The 19,739-nt window shown below is 59.7% G+C and carries 16 protein-coding genes; 1 reads left to right on the forward strand and 15 read right to left on the reverse strand.

Translation table 11 applies throughout. The features are described from left to right. Positions 1-13: 13 nt before the first annotated feature. The 10 genes from rpsJ to rplK all read right to left on the reverse strand — a co-directional run bounded on the left by rpsJ (position 14) and on the right by rplK (position 13,854). The gene (rpsJ, locus tag ACYUCQ_RS06555) at positions 14-322 is read right to left on the reverse strand and encodes a 30S ribosomal protein S10 (protein ID WP_460253756.1); all 309 of its coding nucleotides are present in this window, start codon (positions 320-322) and stop codon (positions 14-16) included. 65 nt (positions 323-387) lie between these two features. Further along, the gene (gene tuf / locus ACYUCQ_RS06560; protein WP_460253707.1) at positions 388-1,575 is read right to left on the reverse strand and encodes an elongation factor Tu; all 1,188 of its coding nucleotides are present in this window, start codon (positions 1,573-1,575) and stop codon (positions 388-390) included. A 79-nt stretch (positions 1,576-1,654) separates the two neighbouring features. Further along, a complete protein-coding gene (rpsG, locus tag ACYUCQ_RS06565) occupies positions 1,655-2,131 on the reverse strand; it encodes a 30S ribosomal protein S7 (RefSeq protein ID WP_460253708.1) in 477 nt (158 codons plus the stop codon). Positions 2,132-2,142: 11 nt separating this feature from the next. Next, on the reverse strand, positions 2,143-2,514 hold the full coding sequence (gene rpsL / locus ACYUCQ_RS06570) for a 30S ribosomal protein S12 (protein WP_460253757.1): 372 nt from the start codon (positions 2,512-2,514) through the stop codon (positions 2,143-2,145). A 307-nt stretch (positions 2,515-2,821) separates the two neighbouring features. After that, positions 2,822-6,985 carry a DNA-directed RNA polymerase subunit beta' gene (gene rpoC / locus ACYUCQ_RS06575; protein ID WP_460253709.1) on the reverse strand — a complete coding sequence of 1,388 codons (4,164 nt, stop codon included), beginning with the start codon at positions 6,983-6,985 and terminating at the stop codon, positions 2,822-2,824. Positions 6,986-7,063: 78 nt separating this feature from the next. Beyond that, positions 7,064-11,269 carry a DNA-directed RNA polymerase subunit beta gene (gene rpoB, locus ACYUCQ_RS06580; RefSeq protein ID WP_460253710.1) on the reverse strand — a complete coding sequence of 1,402 codons (4,206 nt, stop codon included), beginning with the start codon at positions 11,267-11,269 and terminating at the stop codon, positions 7,064-7,066. 190 nt (positions 11,270-11,459) lie between these two features. Next, a complete protein-coding gene (gene rplL / locus ACYUCQ_RS06585) occupies positions 11,460-11,840 on the reverse strand; it encodes a 50S ribosomal protein L7/L12 (protein ID WP_460253711.1) in 381 nt (126 codons plus the stop codon). Between the two features lie 73 nt (positions 11,841-11,913). After that, positions 11,914-12,447, reverse strand: coding sequence for a 50S ribosomal protein L10 (gene rplJ, locus ACYUCQ_RS06590; protein WP_460253758.1), 534 nt, complete (start codon positions 12,445-12,447; stop codon positions 11,914-11,916). A gap of 277 nt (positions 12,448-12,724) precedes the next feature. Beyond that, positions 12,725-13,417, reverse strand: a complete 693-nt coding sequence (rplA, locus tag ACYUCQ_RS06595) for a 50S ribosomal protein L1 (RefSeq protein ID WP_460253712.1) — start codon at positions 13,415-13,417, stop codon at positions 12,725-12,727. A gap of 2 nt (positions 13,418-13,419) precedes the next feature. Then, the gene (gene rplK / locus ACYUCQ_RS06600) at positions 13,420-13,854 is read right to left on the reverse strand and encodes a 50S ribosomal protein L11 (protein WP_460253713.1); all 435 of its coding nucleotides are present in this window, start codon (positions 13,852-13,854) and stop codon (positions 13,420-13,422) included. 242 nt (positions 13,855-14,096) lie between these two features. On the opposite strand from rplK, the gene ACYUCQ_RS06605 reads away from it, so the two are divergent. After that, entirely contained in the window at positions 14,097-15,077 is a 981-nt protein-coding gene (locus tag ACYUCQ_RS06605; protein ID WP_460253714.1) for an aldo/keto reductase, read from the forward strand. A gap of 77 nt (positions 15,078-15,154) precedes the next feature. Here ACYUCQ_RS06605 and ACYUCQ_RS06610 read toward each other — a convergent pair whose 3' ends face one another. From ACYUCQ_RS06610 to ACYUCQ_RS06630, 5 genes are all read right to left on the reverse strand, one after another. Further along, entirely contained in the window at positions 15,155-15,820 is a 666-nt protein-coding gene (locus ACYUCQ_RS06610) for an OmpW/AlkL family protein (RefSeq protein WP_460253715.1), read from the reverse strand. Between the two features lie 105 nt (positions 15,821-15,925). Continuing rightward, on the reverse strand, positions 15,926-17,326 hold the full coding sequence (gene gltX, locus ACYUCQ_RS06615) for a glutamate--tRNA ligase (protein ID WP_460253716.1): 1,401 nt from the start codon (positions 17,324-17,326) through the stop codon (positions 15,926-15,928). A 24-nt stretch (positions 17,327-17,350) separates the two neighbouring features. Continuing rightward, entirely contained in the window at positions 17,351-18,178 is an 828-nt protein-coding gene (locus ACYUCQ_RS06620) for a TIGR01459 family HAD-type hydrolase (protein ID WP_460253717.1), read from the reverse strand. Then, entirely contained in the window at positions 18,175-19,245 is a 1,071-nt protein-coding gene (locus ACYUCQ_RS06625; protein ID WP_460253718.1) for a quinone-dependent dihydroorotate dehydrogenase, read from the reverse strand. Before ACYUCQ_RS06625 ends, ACYUCQ_RS06620 begins: the two co-directional genes overlap by 4 nt. Continuing rightward, on the reverse strand, positions 19,245-19,688 hold the full coding sequence (locus ACYUCQ_RS06630; protein WP_460253719.1) for a hypothetical protein: 444 nt from the start codon (positions 19,686-19,688) through the stop codon (positions 19,245-19,247). The genes ACYUCQ_RS06625 and ACYUCQ_RS06630 overlap by 1 nt, the downstream gene beginning before the upstream one ends. Between the last annotated feature and the right edge of the window lie 51 nt (positions 19,689-19,739).

Genomic DNA, 19,739 nt, shown 5'->3' on the forward strand with positions numbered 1-19,739 from the left:
TCCAGAATTATTCTTAGATCTTGATCTCAACATCGACGCCGGCAGCCAAATCGAGCTTCATCAAAGCATCGACCGTCTGAGCCGTCGGTTCGACAATATCGAGCAAGCGGCGATGGGTCCGAATCTCGAACTGCTCGCGGCTCTTTTTATCGACATGCGGCGAACGGTTCACCGTGAACCGCTCAATATGAGTCGGCAGCGGGATCGGGCCCCGCACCTGAGCGCCGGTGCGCTTCGCCGTGTTCACGATCTCTTTGGTGCTGTTATCGAGCACGCGGTGATCATAAGCCTTGAGGCGAATGCGAATGTTCTGACTATCCATCGTCTTACCTGTCATTCTTCCAGCGCTCAGGCTTGCCCCGAAGGACAAGCCCAAACTCTACCAACTTACTTCGTGATCTTTGCAACGACGCCCGAACCAACGGTCCGCCCGCCTTCACGAATGGCGAAGCGCAAGCCTTCATCCATCGCGATCGGGGCAATCAGCTCGACCGAGATCGTCACGTTATCGCCCGGCACCACCATCTCAACACCTTCCGGCAAGGTGACCACGCCGGTCACGTCGGTGGTGCGGAAATAGAATTGCGGTCGGTAGTTGCTGAAGAACGGCGTATGGCGGCCACCTTCTTCCTTGGTCAGAATATAAGCCTGACCGCCGAAATTGGTGTGCGGCGTGATCGAACCCGGCGCCGCCAGAACCTGGCCACGCTCAACGTCTTCACGCTTGGTGCCGCGCAGCAGCGCGCCGATATTATCGCCGGCTTCACCCTGATCGAGCAGCTTGCGGAACATTTCCACGCCGGTCACGATGGTCTTCACCGTCGGCTTCAAGCCCACGATTTCAACTTCGTCGCCGGTTTTCACAATGCCGCGCTCAACGCGACCCGTAACCACCGTGCCACGACCCGAGATCGAGAACACGTCTTCAACCGGCATCAGGAACGGCTTGTCCTTGGCGCGCTCCGGCTGCGGAATGTACGAATCCACCGCCGCCATCAGTTCGAGCACGGCCTGCTCACCAATCTCCGGCTGCTTGTCTTCCAGCGCGCACAAGGCCGAACCCTTGATGATGGGGATATCATCGCCAGGGAAATCATACTTGCTCAGCAATTCGCGCACTTCCATCTCGACCAGCTCGACCAGATCAGGGTCAGCCATGTCCATCTTGTTCAGGAACACCACCAGCGCCGGCACGCCAACCTGACGGGCGAGCAGAATATGCTCGCGGGTCTGCGGCATCGGGCCATCAGCGGCGGAGACCACCAGGATCGCGCCGTCCATCTGCGCAGCGCCAGTGATCATGTTCTTCACATAGTCAGCGTGGCCGGGGCAATCGACGTGAGCATAGTGGCGATTGGCGGTCTCATATTCGACGTGCGCCGTCGCGATCGTGATGCCACGGGCGCGCTCTTCAGGAGCCGCATCGATGCTGTCGTAGGCGCGGAACGTGGCGCCACCGGACTTGGCCAACACTTTGGTGATGGCCGCGGTGAGCGACGTCTTGCCATGATCGACGTGGCCGATCGTGCCAATGTTGCAGTGTGGTTTGTTACGTTCGAATTTTGCCTTAGCCATGATGATCTCCGTGACGTAGCTTGGACCGCATCGAAACCGATACGGAAAATGTTGGAACCGGTTCGACTAACTCTGCGACTTACCAGCGGTAATGGCTGAAAGCCTTGTTGGCTTCGGCCATCCGATGCGTATCTTCGCGCTTCTTCACCGCCGCACCACGGTTATTCACCGCATCCAGCAGTTCGTTGGAGAGACGATCCTCCATCGTGTGCTCGCCGCGCTTGCGCGCTGCATCAATGATCCAGCGGATCGCCAGCGCCTGACGCCGCTCGGTCCGCACTTCGACCGGGACCTGATAGGTCGCGCCGCCGACACGACGAGACCGCACTTCAATCGCCGGCTTCACGTTGTCCAGCGCCTCATGAAACATCCGCACCGGATCGGCATTCTGACCGCCACGGCGCTTCAGACTATCCAAAGCCCCATAAACAATGGACTCGGCAGCGGATTTTTTGCCGTCATACATGAGCACATTCATGAAACGACTAATAACGGTGTCGCCGAATTTCGGATCCGGCAAAACCTCGCGCTTGACCGCGCGGTGACGTCTGCTCACTGCTGATCTCCTTACTTCGGACGCTTCGCGCCATACAGCGACCGGCGCTGACGGCGTTTGGCGATGCCCTGGGTGTCGAGCACGCCACGCAGGATGTGATAACGCACGCCCGGCAAATCCTTCACGCGGCCGCCACGGATCAGGACCACCGAGTGCTCCTGCAAATTATGGCCTTCACCGGGAATATAGCTCACCACCTCAAAGCCGTTGGTAAGGCGCACCTTGGCAACCTTACGTAAAGCTGAGTTCGGCTTCTTCGGCGTCACCGTATACACGCGCGTGCAAACGCCGCGCTTTTGCGGGCAGCCTTGCAACGCGGGCACCTTGTTGCGCTTCGGTCGTGCTTCACGCCCATTGGCGATCATTTGGTTCGTCGTCGGCATCATCAATCCTTTGTTCGGCCGGCGGGCTCATGCAACCGGCTGCTCATACAAAATACCGCAACCAGAGGCTCACCCCTGTTTGCGGACTACCCTTACTTGCGACCTAAGCTGGAGCAAAACACCAGCGGCACCGCAAGCTTGAGACATCGAGAGCAGCGCGACCGGACGAACCGCGTCTTCGCTGAAGGCGCACCCTTACGGGCAGCTTCAAAGCAAGTCAAGCCAGTTTGGTGTTTCGAATAAGAAAACGCCGACATCTTTGCGGATGTCGGCGTTTGATTTGCTGCATTGCTGCTATGACTCGAAATTACTCAGCAGCGCTGCGTCCTGGCAAAGCCGGGCGGGTCTCCGCCAGGCGGGTTTTATCACGTCCTGCCGCAATCGCGCGCATCCGGCTCATCACACTGCCGGTTCCCGCGGGGATCAGGCGACCGACGATCACGTTCTCCTTCAAGCCCACCAGACTATCCACCTTGCCGGCTGTCGCCGCCTCGGTGAGCACCCGGGTGGTCTCTTGGAACGAGGCCGCCGAGATAAAGCTTTGGGTCTGCAAGCTCGCCTTGGTGATGCCTTGCAGCACCGGCACGCCCTGGGCTGGCCGTTCATCGGCCTTTAGGCGCGCCTCATTCTCGGTATCGAACTCGATGCGATCAATCAGCTCACCAACCAGGAACGTCGTATCCCCCGGCTCGGTGATTTCCATTTTTTGCAACATTTGCCGGACCACGACTTCGATATGCTTGTCGTTGATCTTCACACCTTGCAGACGATAGACTTCCTGGATTTCGTTGATCAGATATTCCGACAACGCCTCCACGCCCATCACCCGCAAAATATCGTGCGGCACGCGCGGCCCATCGACCAGCGGATCGCCCCGGCGGACATAATCGCCCTCTTGCACCGAAACGTGCTTGCCCTTCGGCACCAGATGCTCGGCTTCCTCGCCGGTCTCGTCATTCTTCACAATGACACGGCGCTTGGCCTTGTAATCCTTACCGATTTCCACACGACCATCGATTTCCGCGATAATCGAATGATCCTTGGGCCGGCGCGCTTCGAACAATTCCGCCACCCGCGGCAGACCGCCGGTAATGTCGCGGGTCTTGCCGCCTTCGCGCGGGATACGGGCCAGCACATCGCCCGCCGCCACCTGCGCACCACTCTCGATCGACAAAATCGAGTCCGGACTCAGGAAGTAACGCGCCTCACCGCCATTCGCGAGACGAATAATCTCGCCCTTGTCATCCTTCAGCAGCAGGCGGGGCCGCAAATCCGCCCCTTTGGCTGATTGCTTATAGTCAACCACGACTTTGGAAGTCAGGCCGGTCACTTCGTCGGTCCGTTCGATCAAGGTAACGCCATCGAGCAGGTCGGCATATTCCACGATACCGGCCCGCTCGGTGATGATCGGCAAGGTGTAAGGGTCCCACTCCGCCAGCTTCGCACCGCGCGCCACCGTCTCACCCTCATCGGTCAGCAACCGCGCACCATAAGGCACGCGGAAACGGGCGCGCTCGCGCTTGCCAGAATCGATGATCGCGATTTCGCAATTTCGGCTCATCACAATCGGATGACCCGACGAGTTGGTCACGATCGTGCGGTTGCGAATGCTGGCCGTCCCGTCATGGCTGGCCTCGACCGTCGATTTTTCTGCACCGCGCTGCGCCGCGCCACCGATATGGAAGGTGCGCATGGTCAGCTGGGTGCCCGGCTCGCCAATCGACTGCGCGGCGATAACGCCAACCGCTTCGCCGATATTGACCGGCGTGCCACGGGCCAAATCGCGCCCATAGCATTTGGCGCACACACCAATGCGCGCTTCGCAGGTGAGGGCAGAGCGGATTTTCACCTGCTCCACGCCCGCCTTCTCGATCCGATCCGCCGCAACTTCATCGATCAGCTCACCCGGCTCGACAATCACGCTATTATCGTTCGGGTCGATAACCGCTTCCGCCGCCGACCGACCCAACACGCGTTCGGACAGGCTGGAAATCACTTCACCGCCATCCATCACCGATCGTGCGGTCAAGCCGCGTTCCGTGCCGCAATCTTCCTGCACCACGATGCTATCCTGCGCCACGTCAACCAAACGCCGCGTCAAATAGCCCGAGTTCGCGGTTTTCAGCGCGGTGTCAGCCAAACCCTTACGCGCACCATGGGTCGAGTTGAAATACTCGGCAACGGTCAAACCCTCTTTGAAGTTCGACAGAATCGGCTGCTCGATAATCTGGCCGGACGGCTTGGCCATCAAACCGCGCATCCCCGCGAGCTGGCGCATCTGTGCTGGCGACCCACGCGCCCCGGAATGGCTCATCATCCACACCGAATTGGTCGGCTTGCCGGGGTCCTGACGCGAAATTTCACGCATCATCGCCGCAGCCACAGCATCGTTACACTTGGTCCACGCGTCGATCACCTTATTATAGCGTTCGCCCGCCGTGATCAGACCGTCATGATACTGGGTTTCGAATTCCTTCACCTCGGCCTGGGTTTTCTCCAGCAGCGCGTATTTCTCCGGCGGGATCACCATGTCGTCCTTGCCGAAGGAAATGCCGGCGCGCGCCGCATGGGCAAAGCCCAACCCCATCAGACGGTCGCAGAAAATCACTGCTTCCTTCTGACCGCAATGGCGATAGACCGCATCGATCACGTCCGACACATTCTTTTTGATCAATTGTTTATTGACCAGCGAGAACGGAAGGTCCGCATGGCCCGGCAGCAACCGCCCGATCAGCATCCGCCCCGGCGTGGTCGCCACGCGCTCGCGCACGGTGGTGCCGTCCGCCAGCGTGCGGGTGATGCGCGCCCGGATTTTGTCATGCAAATGCACGATACCTTGCGACAAGGCATGCTCGATTTCATCGACCGAGCCGAACGCCGGCGCGTCCTCATCCTTGATTTGGGTAAAGCGCGGCGATTCCAGCGACAAATAATACAGCCCGAGCACAATATCCTGGCTCGGCACGATGATCGGCTTGCCGTTCGCCGGGTTGAGAATATTGTTGGTGCTCATCATTAGCACCCGCGCTTCGAGCTGCGCCTCAATCGAGAGCGGCACATGCACCGCCATCTGATCGCCGTCAAAATCCGCGTTGAAGGCGGTGCAGACCAGCGGATGTAGTTGGATCGCCTTGCCTTCAATCAAAATCGGCTCGAACGCCTGAATCCCCAAGCGATGCAAGGTGGGCGCGCGGTTCAGCATCACCGGATGCTCGCGAATCACCTCTTCCAGAATATCCCACACTTCGGGACGTTCTTTTTCGACCATGCGCTTGGCCGCCTTGATGGTGGTCGCGAGGCCGTATTTTTCCAACTTGGCGTAAATGAACGGCTTGAACAGTTCGAGCGCCATTTTCTTCGGCAAGCCGCATTGATGCAGCTTCAGCTCCGGCCCCACCACAATCACCGACCGGCCCGAATAATCGACGCGCTTGCCCAGCAGATTCTGCCGGAACCGGCCCTGCTTGCCCTTCAACATATCCGACAGTGATTTCAGCGGTCGCTTGTTGGTGCCGGTAATCGCCCGACCGCGCCGGCCATTGTCAAACAGCGCATCGACCGATTCTTGCAGCATCCGCTTTTCGTTACGCACAATAATGTCTGGCGCCCGCAGCTCGATCAGCCGCTTCAAGCGGTTATTGCGGTTAATCACCCGGCGATACAAATCATTCAGGTCCGAAGTGGCAAAACGTCCACCATCCAATGGCACCAGCGGGCGCAATTCCGGCGGAATGACCGGCACCACGTCCAAAATCATCCATTCAGGCCGCGTGCCGGAGGCCAAAAACGCCTCAACCAGCTTGAGCCGCTTCACCAGCTTTTTGCGCTTCGCCTCAGAAGTCGCGGCCTTCAATTCGGCACGCATCGTCGCTTTTTCAGATTCCAGATCAATCTGCGCCAGAATCGACTTGATCGCCTCAGCGCCGATACCGGCTTTGAAACCATCTTCGCCAAACTCATCCTGCTTGGCATATAAATCATCTTCCGAAAGCAGCGAATAGCGCTTCAGATCCGTCGTATAAGGATCGAGCACGATGTAGCTCTCGAAATACAGGACTTTCTCAAGGTCTTTCAGCGACATATCCGGCATCATCGTCGCAATCCGGCTCGGCAGCGACTTCAAGAACCAAATATGCGCAACCGGCGAGGCCAGCTCGATATGGCCCATACGCTCACGCCGAACCTTTGCCAGCGTCACTTCCACGCCGCATTTTTCGCAAATAATACCACGGAATTTCATCCGCTTATACTTGCCGCACAAGCACTCATAGTCCTTGATCGGTCCAAAAATGCGCGCGCAGAACAAGCCATCCCGCTCAGGCTTGAAAGTGCGGTAATTGATGGTTTCCGGCTTCTTGATCTCGCCGAACGACCAGGAACGGATTTGCTCGGGTGAGGCGATTTGGATTTTAATTTGGTCGAAAGTCGCCGCCTGGCCAGTCTGGCCAAGAATTTTCATCAGGTCGTTCATCTCATATCCCTTTCACGGGGCCGTCGGGCGGGAACCCGGCGGCGGAATCGCCATTCATCATCAGAGAGCCGAAGCGGATCAGGTCGGGGTCGATTGATCGAGATCGACATTCAAACCAAGGGCTTTCAGTTCCTTGGTCAACACGTTGAAACTCTCGGGCACGCCGGCTTCGAAATTATCCTGCTCGCGCACAATCGCCTCATAGACCTTGGTGCGGCCAGAAACGTCATCGGATTTCACCGTCAGCATTTCCTGCAAGGTGTAAGCCGCGCCATAGGCCTCGAGCGCCCAGACCTCCATTTCGCCGAAGCGCTGACCGCCAAACTGCGCCTTGCCACCCAAAGGCTGCTGGGTGACCAAGCTATACGGCCCGATCGACCGTGCATGGATCTTGTCATCGACCATGTGACCGAGCTTGAGCATGTACATATAGCCGACCGTGACCTTGCGTTCGAACTCTTCGCCCGTTCGGCCATCGCGCAGCACCATCTGCCCGGACACATCAAGCCCCGCTTTTGCCAGCATCGCCTCGATGTCGGTAATCCGCGCCCCATCGAACACCGGCGTCGCAATCGGCACGCCCTTGCGCAAATTCTCGCAAAGTTCGTTCAGCTCGCGATCCGTCATCCCGGCAATTTCGCTGTTATAAATATCCAGCCCGTACACATCCTTGAGGCTGGTCAGCAAAGCCTGCCGCGCTTCGCCGTCACGACGATACGCATCATACAGCTCGCCGATTTGCCGCCCAAGATTGGCGCAAGCCCAACCCAGATGGGTTTCCAGGATTTGCCCGACATTCATGCGCGAGGGCACGCCCAGCGGGTTCAGCACCACATCGACCGGTGTGCCATCAGCCAAGAACGGCATATCCTCGACCGGCACGACCTTGGAAACCACACCCTTATTGCCATGACGCCCGGCCATTTTGTCGCCCGGCTGCAGCTTGCGCTTCACCGCGACGAACACTTTGACCATTTTCATCACGCCCGGCGGCATTTCATCGCCGCGCTGCAGCTTCTCGACCTTGCTTTCGAACCGACTTTGCAGCTTTTGCACCGCCGCATCGAATTCGCGCCGCAGCGTCTCAATCTCGGCCATCACCGCGTCGTCCTGAACGGTCAGGGTGCGCCAAGCGCCACGCGGGATTTCCGCCAGCACGTCCTCGGTGATTTCGGTGCCGCTTTTCAGCCCTTTGGCGCCCGCACCGGCCTTCTGGCCGAGCAGTTTTTCGCGCAGACGGCTGATAAAGGCGCGCTCTTGAATGCCGCGCTCGTCATCGCGGTCTTTGGCCAGACGCTCGATTTCGGCGCGCTCAATCGCCAAAGCGCGCTCATCCTTGTCCACCCCGCGCCGATTGAACACCCGCACATCCACCACCGTGCCGGACACGCCGGGCGGCAGCTTGGTGGAAGTATCCCGCACGTCCGAGGCTTTTTCACCGAAAATCGCCCGGAGCAGCTTTTCCTCTGGCGTCATCGGGCTTTCGCCCTTCGGCGTGACCTTGCCCACCAAAATATCGCCGGGGTTAACCTCCGCGCCGATATACACGATCCCCGCCTCATCGAGGTTGCGCAAGGCTTCCTCGCCGACATTCGGGATATCGCGGGTGATTTCTTCCTGGCCGAGCTTGGTATCGCGCGCCATCGACTCGAATTCCTCGATATGGATCGAGGTAAACATGTCATCGCGGCCAATCCGCTCAGAAATCAGAATACTATCTTCGAAATTATAGCCGCTCCACGGCATGAACGCGCACAAAACATTGCGGCCCAGCGCCAATTCACCCAGCTCCGTGGACGGACCATCCGCGATGATTTCGCCCTCAGCCACCCGATCACCCACGCGCACCAGCGGACGCTGGTTGATGCAAGTCGATTGGTTGGAACGCATATATTTGCGCAGACGATAAATATCGACGCCGGCCGTCGTGCCATCCTCGCCAGTGGCCCGCACCACGATGCGCGCACCATCGATCTGATCGACCACGCCAGCGCGCCGCGCCACAATGGTCGCACCCGAATCGCGCGCCACCGCCGCTTCCATGCCGGTGCCGACCAACGGCGCATCCGAGCGGATCAACGGCACCGCCTGGCGCTGCATGTTCGAGCCCATCAAAGCGCGGTTCGCGTCGTCATTTTCCAAGAACGGGATCAACGCCGCCGCAACCGACACGAGCTGCTTGGGTGACACGTCAATCGCGGTGACTTCCTCTGGCTTGACCAACCGGAAATCGCCATTGCGGCGCACCGAGACCAAATCCTCGGTCAATGTACCATCGCTGGTCTTCGGCGCATCCGCCTGCGCGACGGTGAGTTTGTCCTCCTCCATCGCTGACAGATACCGATATTCGTTCTGCACTTTGCCGTCTTTGACCATGCGATACGGCGTTTCGATGAAGCCGTATTTATTGACCTTCGCATAGGTCGCGAGCGAGTTGATCAGACCGATATTCGGCCCTTCCGGCGTTTCAATCGGGCAAATCCGGCCATAATGGGTCGGATGCACGTCGCGCACCTCAAAGCCGGCGCGCTCACGGGTCAAACCACCCGGCCCCAACGCCGATAGGCGGCGCTTATGGGTCACTTCCGAGAGCGGATTGGTCTGATCCATAAACTGGCTCAATTGCGAGGAGCCAAAGAACTCCCGCACCGCCGCCGCCGCCGGCTTGGCGTTGATCAAATCATGCGGCATCACCCCGTCAATATCAACAGAGCTCATCCGCTCGCGGATCGCCCGCTCCATGCGCAGCAGACCAACGCGATATTGATTTTCCATCAGCTCACCGACCGAGCGAACCCGGCGATTGCCCAGATTATCAATATCGTCGATCTGGCCGCGACCGTCCTTCAATTCGCACATGATCTGAATGGTGCGCAGAATATCGATTTTGCGCAGCACCCGCATTTGGTCATCACACTCAATGCCCAGGCGCATATTCATTTTGACCCGGCCAACCGAGGACAAATCATAGCGCTCGGAGTCAAAAAACAGGCCGTTCAGCAGCGCCTCGGCGGTCTCGCTGGTCGGCGGCTCGCCAGGGCGCATCACCCGGTAAATATCAACCAGCGCGTCATCGCGATTGGCGTTTTTATCCACCGCCAGCGTGTTGCGAATCCACGGACCGTTCGATTGATCGATCGCGAGCGTCGGGATCGATTCCAGCCCCGCCGCCTCGAATACGGCCAGCTTCGCCTCGGAAATTTCATCGCCTGCATCGGCGAAAATCTCGCCGGTATTCGGGTCGAACAAATCCTCCGCCACATAGCGGCCAATCACGTCATTGCGACCCACCAGTACCCGCTTGGTGGTCTCAGCAATTTTCCGTGCCGCCCGCGCGGTCAGTTTTTCATCGGTCTTCGCGACGATTTCACCGGTGTCCGCATCGACCAGATTTTCCGAAAGCTTCACCCCGCGGAACGCCTCGACATCGAAGGGTCGCGCCCAGGCCAAATCACCCTGCGTGTCACGAACCTGCTCAAACACCACTTGGCGATAGAACGCGTTCAGAATTTCTTCCGCGTCCATGCCCTTGATCTCGCCAATTTCCAGCTTCTCGCCCTTGGCCAGCCTTGCCGCGCGCAGGGCCTCGGTCGCCACACTATCGAGCGCATAGAGCAGCGTGGTGACCGGCAATTTACGCTTGCGGTCAATCCGGACATAAATCAAATCCTTGGCGTCGAATTCAAAATCGAGCCACGAACCGCGATACGGGATCACCCGTGCAGCGAACAAATACTTGCCGGATGCGTGGGTTTTGCCCTTGTCATGATCGAAAAACACGCCGGGGCTGCGGTGCATCTGGCTGACAATCACCCGCTCGGTGCCATTGACCACGAAGGTGCCATTGTCGGTCATCAACGGCATATCACCCATGTAAACAGGCTGCTCTTTGATGTCGCGGATCGACTTCGCGCCGGTATCCTCGTCAATATCCCACACGATCAACCGCAGCACCACCTTCAACGGCGCGGCATAGGTCATCCCGCGTTGGATGCATTCCTCAACGTCGTATTTCGGCTCTTCCAGCTCGTAATAGACAAATTCCAAACGACCACGGCCGGTAAAATCCTCAATCGGGAACACCGATTTGAAGACTTCCTGCAAGCCCGTGGTGGAACGCGCATCTGGCGTGACATGCATTTGCAAAAACGCGTCATAGCTCGCCCGCTGCACATCGATCAGATTGGGCATCGGCGTGACTTCAGGGATGCGCCCAAAGCTTTTGCGAATCCGCTTGCGGTTCACCGATGAAAGCCTGCTCGTGCCACCAATAATCACGTTCATATTTTGACCCTATCCCGATCTGCACCCACGCTGGCGCGCCCGAACGGCCCGCCACATTTCGCCCGCACGCGACCCAGCATTGCCTTAATGCTGGGGCACAACGCCAAACAGGCGGGCGCCAAAAGGCACCCGCCGGTTCAACTCCAACAAGCCCCGCCCGCGCCCCACCGAGCCGCGAACGGGATATGGATTACTGGATTTCGACAGATGCGCCCTGCTCTTCCAGAACCTTCTTGATCTTCTCGGCTTCGTCCTTGGTCGCACCCTCTTTGACGGTCTTCGGTGCGCCTTCAACCAAGTCCTTCGCCTCTTTCAAACCGAGACCGGTAATGGTCCGGATTTCCTTAATGACGTTGATCTTCTTGTCGCCACCCGACTTCAGGATGACGTCAAATTCGGTCTTTTCCTCAACCGGGGCCGCAGCCGCGCCGCCACCAGCCGGAGCCGCCGCAACCGCAACCGGTGCCGCAGCCGAAACGCCCCACTTCTCTTCGAGCAGCTTCGAGAGTTCTGCCGCTTCGAGAACGGTGAGAGCCGATAGTTCATCAACCAGCTTCGCTAGATCAGCCATGTTCGTATGTCCTTAATATGAGAGTTTGTGTGGTTCCATGCAAGCGCTATTCGCGCCCGCCAATTCAAGCCCGTCAGGCCGCCTCTTCCGTGGTGGCGTCATGCGCCTTGGCATAGGCCCCGAAGACCCGCGCGAGCTGCCCAGCCGGTGCCTGCAACACGCCCGCCACCTTCGTCGCCGGCGCTTGGATCAATCCAAGCAGCTTGGCGCGCAGCGCGTCGAGCGAGGGCAGTTCGGCAAGCGCCTTGACGCCAGATGCATCAAGCATCTGCGTTCCCAAAGCACCACCGACCAGCACGAACTTCTCGTTGGTCTTGGCGAACTCGACGGCAGCTTTCGCCACAGCGACCGGGTCACGCGACCACGCAAGCGCGGTCGGACCTTTCAGCAGCGGCTTAATCCCGTCGAACCGGGTCCCATCCAGGGCGATATGAGCCAGACGGTTTTTCGCGACCTTATATTGTGCACCCGCCGCCCGCATCCGCCGGCGCAACTCCGTGACATCGGCAACCGTTAACCCGTCATTACGGGTGATAACGATCATCGAAGTCTCGGCGAACACCGTCGAAAGCTGGTCGACGAAATCACGTTTTTCTGCGCGATCCACGTCGGTCTCCTCGCTTTGGCTTTGCACGTTTGGACCGTGCAAAACCGGGTTGCCCAGAGCGGCCAGGACCATCCCGGCCGCTCGCTCGCCTGTCCGTGAAATTGGAACCACCGGAGCATTGCTGCCCCGACACCCCATCTCCGGCTTGCGGGTTTCCCCCTTAAAACCCTCGCGGGTTACAGGCCGTCTTGGACAGGTTGATGCGCCGATTCACACCAGCGCACCCTCATGACGGCGCCAGACCCTAGGATCCGCCGCCGCGCATTGGTCAATTCAATCAAGCGGCCAGCGTCGATACATCAACCCGCACGCCGGGGCCCATGGTCGAGGACAAAGCTGCTTTTTGCAAATATGTTCCCTTCGCGCCGGTCGGGCGTGCCTTCTGGATCGCATCGACCAGGGCCTTCGCATTCTCGACCAGCTTTTCGGTCTCAAAGCTCGCCTTGCCGATACCGGCATGGATAATCCCCGCCTTCTCGGCGCGGAACTCCACCTGACCCGATTTCGCAGCCGTGACCGCACCCTTCACATCCATCGTGACGGTGCCCAGCTTGGGGTTGGGCATCAGGCCGCGCGGGCCAAGAATTTTACCCAAACGGCCCACCAGCGCCATCATGTCCGGGGTGGCAATGCAGCGATCAAACTCGATCTTGCCGCCCTGCACCGCCTCAGCCAAATCATCAGCACCCACGACATCAGCACCCGCCGCACGCGCCTCGTCTGCCTTCGCACCGCGCGCAAACACGCCAACGCGCAAGGTCTTGCCCGTGCCATTCGGCAACGAGATCAAGCCACGCACCATCTGATCGGCATGACGCGGATCAATGCCGAGATTGAGCGAGATTTCGATCGTCTCATCAAACTTCGCCGTCGCGTTGGTTTTCACCAAGGCCACCGCATCGCCCAACGCATAGGATTTATTATGATCAACCGCAGAGGCCGCTTTGGCCAAACGCTTATTCTTTGCCATGATCAGCCCTCCACCACCGAAAGACCCATCGACCGGGCTGAACCGGCCAACATGCGCACCGCGCCATCCACGTCATTGGCGTTCATATGCACCATTTTCGTCGCCGCGATCTCGCGCAACTGGCTCATCGTCACCCGGCCCACCGTGGCGCCCTTGCCGGTCGTGGTCGAACCCTTGGTGATGCCCGCCGCTTTCTTGAGGAAATAGGTGTTCGGCGGGGTCTTGGTGATGAACGTAAAGGTGCGATCGCCATAGGCGGTAATCACCACCGGCACCGGCATACCCACTTCCATCCCCTGGGTCGCAGCGTTGAAATCTTTGCAGAACTGCATGATGTTCAAACCACGCTGACCGAGCGCCGGGCCAACCGGCGGTGACGGATTGGCCTTACCGGCCGGAATTTGCAGCTTGATATAACCAACAATCTTTTTCGCCACGCGGCGATACTCCTCAATCTGATGGCCTCGCCTGAGCGAGAAACGCCAATAGACCGCGGTACAACCGGCCGAACCAACCCTGGTTCAACCTCCCGCGTTCTGGTGAAGCGGCGGCTATAGCGGGTTGCCCCGACGCTGTCGAGTCGCTTCTGCCTCCCTCTACGCGCATTGCCAAGCACCCCCACGCGCCCCATCTCCCCTCCATCATCCTTTCTCGAAATTTCCAGCACGGAGACTGCCCGATGAAAACCCGCTCACTTGGCGGCTTGACCGTCTCTGCCCTTGGCCTTGGCTGCATGGGCATGTCCGATTTCTACGCCGGCCGGGATGATGCCGAATCCCGCTTAACGCTGGAGCACGCGCTTGAGCGCGGCATCACCTTCTTTGACACCGCCGACATGTATGGCTTTGGTGACAACGAAATCCTGCTCCGCCCGTTCCTCAAAGCGCATCGGAGCAAAATCGTCCTCGCGACCAAATTCGGGAATGAGTTCACTGCTGATCGCCAGCGCGTCGGCGTCAATGGTCGCCCCGAATTCGTCAAGCGCGCCTGCGATGCCAGCCTGTCACGCCTCGGCATCGAGACCATTGATCTCTATTATCAGCACCGCGTCGATCCCAACGTGCCGATTGAAGAAACCGTGGGCGCGATGGCTGATTTGGTCAAAGCCGGCAAAGTCCGCCATCTCGGCCTCTCCGAAGCCGCTCCCGCCACGCTGCGCCGTGCCGTCAAAATCCACCCGATCAGTGCGCTGCAAACCGAATATTCACTCTGGACGCGCGATCCGGAGGGCGAATTGCTGGCAACGGTGCGCGAACTCGGCATTGGCTTCGTGCCCTACTCGCCGCTCGGTCGCGGCTTTCTGACCGGCGCGATCACCAAGCCCGACGATCTCGCCGCCGATGATTGGCGGCACAATAATCCGCGCTTTCAGGGCGAGAATTTCGTGAAAAATCTCAAGCTGGTCGAAGCCGTGCGCGATTTGGCGGCGCAAAAAGGCTGCACGCCGAGCCAATTGGCGCTGGCCTGGGTGCTGGCCCAGGGCGAGGACATCGTGCCGATCCCCGGCACCAAGCGCCGCACCTATCTCGCTGAAAATATCGGCGCGGTGGATGTGACGCTCACGGCCGATGATCTCGCCACGATCAACCGGATCTTGCCGCCGGGCACCGCCGCCGGCACGCGCTATCCGCAAGTCGCCATGGCCGCACTTAATCGTTAACGACGCGCCCCCGTGTGAGCGTGACGTGAGAGCGTGATTGGTCATCACCCATCACGCTCCCACCTTTGCTTGCTGCGTCAGAACCGATAGCCGACACCCGCACCGACAATGGTTGGGTCCAGATTGGTGTGGGCAATCACCGTGCCATGGCCAACGCTCGCCCGCGTTGAGACGAATGTTTGCTTGACCACGAAATTGGCATACCAATTGCCGCGCAGGCGGTAATCAAACCCCGCCTCAATCGCCGGGCCAATCCCGGTGCGATAGGTCACGGTATTCAGCCCCAGCGCCTTCAAATCCGCCGCCGTGTGCTGATCATAAAACAGCATCAGCGTCACGCCCGCACCAACATAGGGCACAAAATTACCCATGCCGCCAAAATGATATTGCATCGTCACGGTGGGCGGCAACACCCAAACGCTCCCGACTTTGACCGTGCCGAGCGCCGAATTATCCACCCACACATTATGGCGCGAGGTGCCGGCAATCGCCTCAACCGAGAGGTTTGGTGTGAAAAAATACGATAAATCCACCTCAGGAATGGCAGTGTTCGAAGCACTCACCGTACCGCCAATCGCCGAGACATTGCTCGACATGTTTTGCGGCAACACGCCATCCACCCGCAGGCGCACCATCAAATCACCGCTGGAAAATCCTGTCGGTTGCGCCAGCTGCGCCGAGGCCGGAGCCGCCACCGCCATCAGGGACGCCATGGCAACCCCGGCTAATAATTTGCGCATCATCTCTATTTCCTTCCGCATCAGGTCAGCGCTCAAGCGCGCCGACAACGCGAAGGAGTTTTAGGTGCCGCACCGCAGCACGCGTTGATTTAAATCAACTGTTTGCGATCACTCGGCCAGTATGGCAAAAACGCGACGCTCGACCTCGATCTGACCCAGTGTTGCCATCACCGCATCAATCGGCGAGCTGGTGGTGCTGCCGGTGAGCGCCGCGCGCAACGGTTCCGCAACGATGCCCAGTTTTTTCTCGACCGACTCGGCATACGCCACCATCGCTTGATACAAAGCCGGCGCGGTATAATCGGTCTGCGCGAAAGCCAGCAGCAAGGCCGACAAATCATCGCGCGCCTCTTCGGTGAGCAGCGCCAAAGCCTTGGGCGTGAAGGGCAGCGGCACCTCACGCACCAGAAACAGCGATGAGTCGGCCAGTTCCGCCAGCGTGCGGGCGCGTTCTTGTAAACGCGGCATCAAAACGCGCACCCGCTCGGCCCCGATAGCATCGAGCGGTCGCTCGAGCAGTGCCTCGATGCGGGGCAGCGTCAGCGCGGTCAAGCGGGCAGGATCGGCGGCGCGAAGCCACACCGCATTGACCTGGATCAGTTTTTTGTAATCCATTTTTGCGGCGCCGCGGCCCACACCATCCAGATCGAATAGTTTGATCTGCTCATCGCGCGAGAGAATTTCCGCATCGCCATGGCCCCACCCCAGGCGAAGCAGATAATTACACAGCGCCTCCGGCAGATAACCCTCATCGCGGAATTGCAGGGTCGAAACCGCGCCGTGACGCTTCGAAAGTTTGCCGCCATCCGGGCCGTGGATCAGCGGCAAATGCGCAAATTCTGGCCGCGCCCACCCCATCGCATCATAGATTTGCGCCTGGCGGAATGTGTTGGTCAAATGATCATCGCCGCGAATCACATGGGTAATGCCCATATCATGGTCATCGACCACCACCGCGTGCAGATAGGTCGGCACGCCATTGGAGCGCAGCAAAATCATGTCATCGAGTTCGGCATTTTGCACGCGCACCTCGCCCTTGACCCGATCATGCACCAAAGTTTCACCGCTGCGCGGTGCCTTCAACCGGATCACCGGCTCCACACCCGGCGGGGCGTCAGACGGGTCACGATCACGCCAACGGCCATCATACCGAAACGGCTTTTTCGCCGCATCGGCCTGCGCGCGCATCTCGGCCAATTCCTCGCGCGAGCAATAACAGCGATAGGCCGTGCCCGCCCGCACCATCGCCTCAGCAACCTCACGGTGCCGTTGATACCGGGTGGATTGAAACACGGCCGGCGCATCAGGCTTGAGATCGAGCCAATCGAGCACGTCAAAAATCACCTGCGTCGCCGCCGGCGTGCTGCGCTCGGTATCGGTGTCTTCCACGCGAAGCAAAAATTCGCCGCCATGATGGCGGGCGAACAGAAAATTGAACAAAGCCGTGCGCACGCTGCCAATATGCAGCATGCCGGTGGGCGAGGGTGCGAAGCGAACACGAATGGTCATGACCAATGCGCTATCACGAAACCCCTACCAAGTGAACGCGGGCAAAATCGCAACAGGGCTGAGCCCGGCGCTGGCGCAAGCGGCTTGCGCCTGTTCGGGCGTGAAGCTGTGGATACCCGCAAGGATCAACACCGAATCAATCCCAGCCGCCTTCGCCCCGGCAATATCGGTGCGCAGCGAATCCCCCACCGCGAGGGTGCGTTGGCGCCGCGTACCCAACATTGCGAGGGTGGGGCCATAAATGGCCGGGTCGGGCTTGCCACGGGTAATCACCGCGCCGCCGCGCGCTGCATAAATCCCGGCCAGCAAGCCCGCGCAAATAATACGCTTGCCCGCCCGCACCACTTCGAGGTCAGGATTGGCGCACACCATCGGCAAGCCCGCCGCCAAGGCCGCATTCAACACATCATCATAAGCCGCCGGATCGCTCTCGCCCGCCAAATCATCCGGGCCGGTATTCAGCAAAAAATCCGCTTGCTCCGCGCGCTCAACCTCAACCAACGGCAAATCGTCAAACAAATTCCGATCCCGCGCTGGGCCCAAATGCAATAAGCGCGAACCCAGCCCAGCAAAGGCCGGATCGGTGCGATCACGCAAGGCGCTATGCACCGCCTCGCCACTGCTCATCACCCCATCATGCAAATCCGGCGTGATCCCCATGGCGGCGAGTGCGGTCACCACAGCGGCAGCCCGGCGCGGCGCATTGGAGAGAAACACCACGCGCTTTTGCCACGCGCGCAACCAAATCAACGTATCAATCACCCCCGGATAAGGCTGCACCCCGTCATGCACCACACCCCAGAGATCAACGATGAACCCGTCATACGCGCTGGCAAGGTCGGAAAAGCTCATGGTGCCAACTCCGCCAGACGATCCGCATCACGCCCGATAATATCCGTGAGCTGCTCGCCGTCATATTGCGCAAGTAACCCCGGCAAACCCGCAACGATACGCTCGATCACCGCCGGACCCTGATACACAAAGCTCGTGTAAAGCTGCACCAAATGCGCCCCCGCGCGCAGCTTGGCGAAGGCTTGCGCCGGTGTCGCAACGCCCCCCGCCCCGATCAGCACCAGCCGATCCCCGGCGAGCAAACGGATTTTCGCGAGCATGCGCGTCGAGCGATTAAACAATGGCGCGCCGGACAGGCCGCCCGCCTCGCTGCGCGCGGCATCACGCAGGCTCTCCGGTCGCGCCAACGTGGTATTACTGATGATCAACCCGGCAACACCCTGCTCAAGAGCCATGGCCACCAGATCAGGCAGCGCCGCCTCATCCAAATCAGGCGCGAGCTTGACCAGCAAAGGCGGATGCGTCGGCACAGTCTGGGTTATCGCGCCGAGAATCGCCCCGAGCCGATCCACACGCTGCCAATCGCGCAGGCCGGGCGTATTCGGCGAGGAGACATTGATGGTGATGTAATCGGCATCATCGGCAATCTCTTGAACCAGAAACGGATAATCGACCAGCGGTTCCGCGCCCTCTTTATTGATCCCAAGATTAGCCCCGAGCATGGTGCGCCGCCCTGGCACGCGAGCAGCGGCGGCAAACCCTGCTTTGAACGCCGCGATCCCATGATTATTAAAGCCCATCCGGTTGATCAACGCTTGCGCGCCATGCAGCCGGAACAAGCGCGGTGCCGGATTGCCCGGCTGGGCGCGGCGGGTGACGGTGCCGGCCTCGATGAACGAAAACCCAACCCCGGCCAAGCCCTTCAGCGCGACCGCATCCTTGTCAAACCCCGCCGCCAAGCCAATCGGATGGGCAAGCTGACGGCCAAACACCGTGCTCGCGAGACGCGGATCAACAATCAGCGCCTGATGCCCCCAACCGGCGCGCAACGCAGCGATGGCGAGGCGGTGCGCCGCCTCCGGCGGAAAACGCTGCAGGAGCGGAACGGCCAGATCGGCGAGCGCCATTATTTCGCGAGAACCACAATCTCCGGCCCCGTCGGTGCCGGGGCCTTGGCAATCGTCGTCGGCCCGGCGAGCGAAACGTGGCTGGTGGCCACGCCATCAGCCACGATGGCATCCGCGACCAACGCCGCTTCCGGCGCAAGCGGGGCGAGCTGTTCTTCGGTCACACTCGGGATTGCCGCAGGCGGACCCGCCAAAGCCACGCGAAACTGCGCCGTCGGTTTAATTTTCAGCGCCGCTTTCACCGCATAACTCAGCGATGGCCCCCAATCAGCCGCGTTTGCGGGAATGATCACCAACGGCAATTGCCCATCAAACTTGGTCAGCGCCGCGACATTCACCAGCGACGGCGCATCGGCATACGGCCCCGGCACTTTCGGATGCGTCAACGCACATCCGGCCAAAGCGGGAACCACGATCAAAGCGAGGAGCGAAATTTTGCGCATGCCCGGCATTTACTGGAGTGCCGGGCAATCGACAATGGGCATCACCGCACA

Source organism: Acidiphilium sp. MT5, assembly GCF_054767495.1.

Bases quoted from the DNA above. Each gene is read 5' to 3' on its own strand.
- rpsJ (WP_460253756.1), bottom strand. From the start codon at position 322: ATGGATAGTCAGAACATTCGCATTCGCCTCAAGGCTTATGATCACCGC.
- tuf (WP_460253707.1), bottom strand. From the start codon at position 1,575: ATGGCTAAGGCAAAATTCGAACGTAACAAACCACACTGCAACATTGGC.
- rpsL (WP_460253757.1), bottom strand. From the start codon at position 2,514: ATGCCGACGACGAACCAAATGATCGCCAATGGGCGTGAAGCACGACCG.
- rpoC (WP_460253709.1), bottom strand. From the start codon at position 6,985: ATGAACGACCTGATGAAAATTCTTGGCCAGACTGGCCAGGCGGCGACT.
- rpoB (WP_460253710.1), bottom strand. From the start codon at position 11,269: ATGAACGTGATTATTGGTGGCACGAGCAGGCTTTCATCGGTGAACCGC.
- rplL (WP_460253711.1), bottom strand. From the start codon at position 11,840: ATGGCTGATCTAGCGAAGCTGGTTGATGAACTATCGGCTCTCACCGTT.
- rplA (WP_460253712.1), bottom strand. From the start codon at position 13,417: ATGGCAAAGAATAAGCGTTTGGCCAAAGCGGCCTCTGCGGTTGATCAT.
- ACYUCQ_RS06605 (WP_460253714.1), top strand. From the start codon at position 14,097: ATGAAAACCCGCTCACTTGGCGGCTTGACCGTCTCTGCCCTTGGCCTT.
- ACYUCQ_RS06610 (WP_460253715.1), bottom strand. From the start codon at position 15,820: ATGATGCGCAAATTATTAGCCGGGGTTGCCATGGCGTCCCTGATGGCG.
- gltX (WP_460253716.1), bottom strand. From the start codon at position 17,326: ATGACCATTCGTGTTCGCTTCGCACCCTCGCCCACCGGCATGCTGCAT.
- ACYUCQ_RS06620 (WP_460253717.1), bottom strand. From the start codon at position 18,178: ATGAGCTTTTCCGACCTTGCCAGCGCGTATGACGGGTTCATCGTTGAT.
- ACYUCQ_RS06625 (WP_460253718.1), bottom strand. From the start codon at position 19,245: ATGGCGCTCGCCGATCTGGCCGTTCCGCTCCTGCAGCGTTTTCCGCCG.
- ACYUCQ_RS06630 (WP_460253719.1), bottom strand. From the start codon at position 19,688: ATGCGCAAAATTTCGCTCCTCGCTTTGATCGTGGTTCCCGCTTTGGCC.